The organism is Vibrio sp. 10N.286.49.E11, assembly GCF_041469505.1.
Taxonomy (GTDB): domain Bacteria; phylum Pseudomonadota; class Gammaproteobacteria; order Enterobacterales; family Vibrionaceae; genus Vibrio; species Vibrio crassostreae_C.
In genome coordinates, this window is record NZ_JBFRKQ010000152.1 from 1 (window position 1) to 2,646 (window position 2,646).

The window sequence follows — 2,646 nt, forward strand, 5'->3', positions numbered from 1 at the left end:
CTTAAGTGAACGGCATTACCTCAATAGGCGCCTTTTTATTATCTCATTTACACAAGAATCTGTATTTGTACAGACAAATAGGCACTTAGCCTACAGTAGGCCAAATACTCTTAATTCTTTGATTGCTTTCTATTCTTTCAGCAACGATGGCCTCACGACACAATCATGACTGTCTTCAGCCAGCATCAGTAACTCTTCTACGCTCATCTTACCGAGTAAGTCACTGCCAAGAAACGCCGCATAGCTTTCCACTGATGCCAATCGGTCGATCACGAAGCTTGGTAAGGTCTGGTTAAATTCAATGCGATCAAATTCACCACCAGCGCACGTCTTAAAAGAGCTGCCATCCCAGTAACCCTGAACCAGTCTGAGCCCTTCGTCATTCTGCTTCATCGTAGTCTCTAGAACCGACTTAGCTTCTTTCTGGTAGTTTTCGAGTTGCTTAGCTTGGATAGGTAAGATTTTGCTATCAATACGATACTGTTGATACACAGCTTCGCCTGACTTATTAAAACGCACATGGACTCGATAGGGAACCAGCTCATTAGAAGAGTTACGCTGCTCGCCTTCACGAATGAATTCACGAAGCACGCCTTCTGACCAAGCATAATCAGTTTGGTACCAGCCGTAATCGCCGACAGTTACGTAGTCAGCTGAAGTATGAGGTTGTGTTAGCTTGTTTGTAACCCAGTAGAAACTCGTCGCGTCGCCCATGACTTGGCCGCCAGTGTGGGTTTCAAATTGCTCTAGGTTTTTGCGAGGGCTTGTTGAAGAACAACCAATAAGAAATGTAGATAATAGTGAAACGAGAAGAAATGCTTTTTTCATAAAAACCTGTACCGAGGTGGAATACGACTACCTCGGTACAGTTTAGATTATTTCACTGAATCTTTCAGCGCTTTACCTGCAACAAATGCTGGAACATTTGCAGCAGCGATTTGGATCTCATCACCAGTTTTTGGGTTACGACCAGTGCGAGCTGCACGGTGGTTTACTTTAAAAGTACCAAAACCAATTAGCTGAACTTGATCGCCATCTTTAAGAGCATCTGTAACACCGCCAAGAGTCGCTTCTAGAGCAGCTTTAGCTTGTGCTTTAGAAAGGTCCGCTTTTTCAGCAATAAAGTCGATTAATTGAGTCTTGTTCATTTTAGGTTTCCCTTCTTTGTATTTTTGAATTCAATTCACTCTAAAACATAAATGCCCCATCTGGCAAAGGTTTGTCGTCGATCTTTAGCTCTAATGCCGTAGTTTTAGCCATAATATGAGTAATAACTCACAATTTGTTACTGATTTTATTAAGCAAGCCCTTGTTTAAAAGGGGCTGAGAGCAAAATTAATGATGACCTAGCCACTACTTTTTCACTATAATCCACGCTGAATCGCTGCTAAAGCGTACAATTTAATTTAAGGGCAAACATGCTGCTGCTATCTATTTACGTCTCCATTGCTATTGGAGTTTCTTTCATTTGTTCTGTTTTGGAAGCTGTACTTTTGAGTATTAGTCCGAGCTACATTGCTCAACTAAAACAAAATGGGCACCCTGCAGCAGAGTCTTTAGACAAACTGAAAACAGATATTGACCGCCCGCTTGCGTCAATTTTAACGCTCAACACCATCGCCCATACTATCGGTGCTGCGACAGCAGGTGCACAAGCGGCTGTCGTTTTTGGTAGCCAATGGTTAGGTGTCTTCTCTGCCGTGCTAACGCTAGGTATCTTGGTATTATCTGAGATTGTTCCAAAAACCATTGGTGCAACCTACTGGCGTCAACTTGCTCCTGCTTCGGCAAGCGTGCTTCGTTGGATGGTGTTCTTCCTAACACCGTTTGTATGGTTCTCAGAACAGATCACCAAACGTCTTGCTCGTGGCCACCAAGCACCAAAAATGCGTGATGAGTTATCTGCAATGGCGATTTTGGCAAAAGAGAGCGGTGAATTTGCAGAAGGCGAGTCAAAAATCCTGAGCAACCTACTGGGTATTCAAGATGTACCCGTGACTCAGGTAATGACGCCGCGCCCAGTGGTATTCCGTGTTGATGCGGAAATGAGTGTGAATACGTTCCTAGAACAACATAAAGACACGCCATTCTCACGTCCGCTGGTTTACAGCGAGCAGAGTGACAACATCATCGGTTTTGTTCACCGCTTAGAGCTGTTTAGATTGCAGCAAGCCGGTTGTGGTGAGAAAGCTTTGGGTGAAGTAATGCGCCCTATCCACGTGTTGCTGAACAACATGGGCTTGGCTAAGGCCTTTGACCAGATGATGGCAAACCGCCTGCAACTGTCTTTAGTTGTGGACGAATACGGCACTATTCAGGGCATCATCACCCTAGAAGACATCTTTGAGCACCTAGTGGGCGAAGAGATTGTCGATGAAGCGGATAAGACGACTGATATGCAAGAACTGGCGTTCCAACGCTGGGAGAAGTGGAAAGAGACACACGGTGTTATCGAAAACCGCGATGACGAGGACGAGCTAGAGGAAGAAACTCCAGCAGACAACGACTCTTCAGATGCAAAATCAACGAATGACGACGACGCATCAAAAGACAAAGTGTAGAACGAAGACAAAAAAGACGCTTAATCTCAATTTGATACCGTCAGATACAACAAAGGCTCCCTAGGGAGTAATGCCGATCAGTTAA

At 44.4% G+C, this 2,646-nt stretch carries 3 protein-coding genes; 1 reads left to right on the forward strand and 2 read right to left on the reverse strand.

What is annotated here, in order from left to right:
* Positions 1 to 129: 129 nt before the first annotated feature.
* Both AB4167_RS21955 and hupA read right to left on the reverse strand, forming a co-directional pair.
* Positions 130 to 828, reverse strand: a complete 699-nt coding sequence (locus AB4167_RS21955) for a DUF1481 domain-containing protein (RefSeq protein WP_017068859.1) — start codon at positions 826 to 828, stop codon at positions 130 to 132.
* A gap of 47 nt (positions 829 to 875) precedes the next feature.
* The gene (hupA, locus tag AB4167_RS21960; protein WP_004729753.1) at positions 876 to 1,148 is read right to left on the reverse strand and encodes a nucleoid-associated protein HU-alpha; all 273 of its coding nucleotides are present in this window, start codon (positions 1,146 to 1,148) and stop codon (positions 876 to 878) included.
* 270 nt (positions 1,149 to 1,418) lie between these two features.
* Here hupA and AB4167_RS21965 point away from each other — a divergent pair, with 270 nt between their 5' ends.
* Entirely contained in the window at positions 1,419 to 2,561 is a 1,143-nt protein-coding gene (locus AB4167_RS21965; protein ID WP_372137026.1) for a CNNM domain-containing protein, read from the forward strand.
* Positions 2,562 to 2,646: the final 85 nt, after the last annotated feature.

Bases quoted from the DNA above. Each gene is read 5' to 3' on its own strand.
- hupA (WP_004729753.1), bottom strand. From the start codon at position 1,148: ATGAACAAGACTCAATTAATCGACTTTATTGCTGAAAAAGCGGACCTT.
- AB4167_RS21965 (WP_372137026.1), top strand. From the start codon at position 1,419: ATGCTGCTGCTATCTATTTACGTCTCCATTGCTATTGGAGTTTCTTTC.
- AB4167_RS21955 (WP_017068859.1), bottom strand. From the start codon at position 828: ATGAAAAAAGCATTTCTTCTCGTTTCACTATTATCTACATTTCTTATT.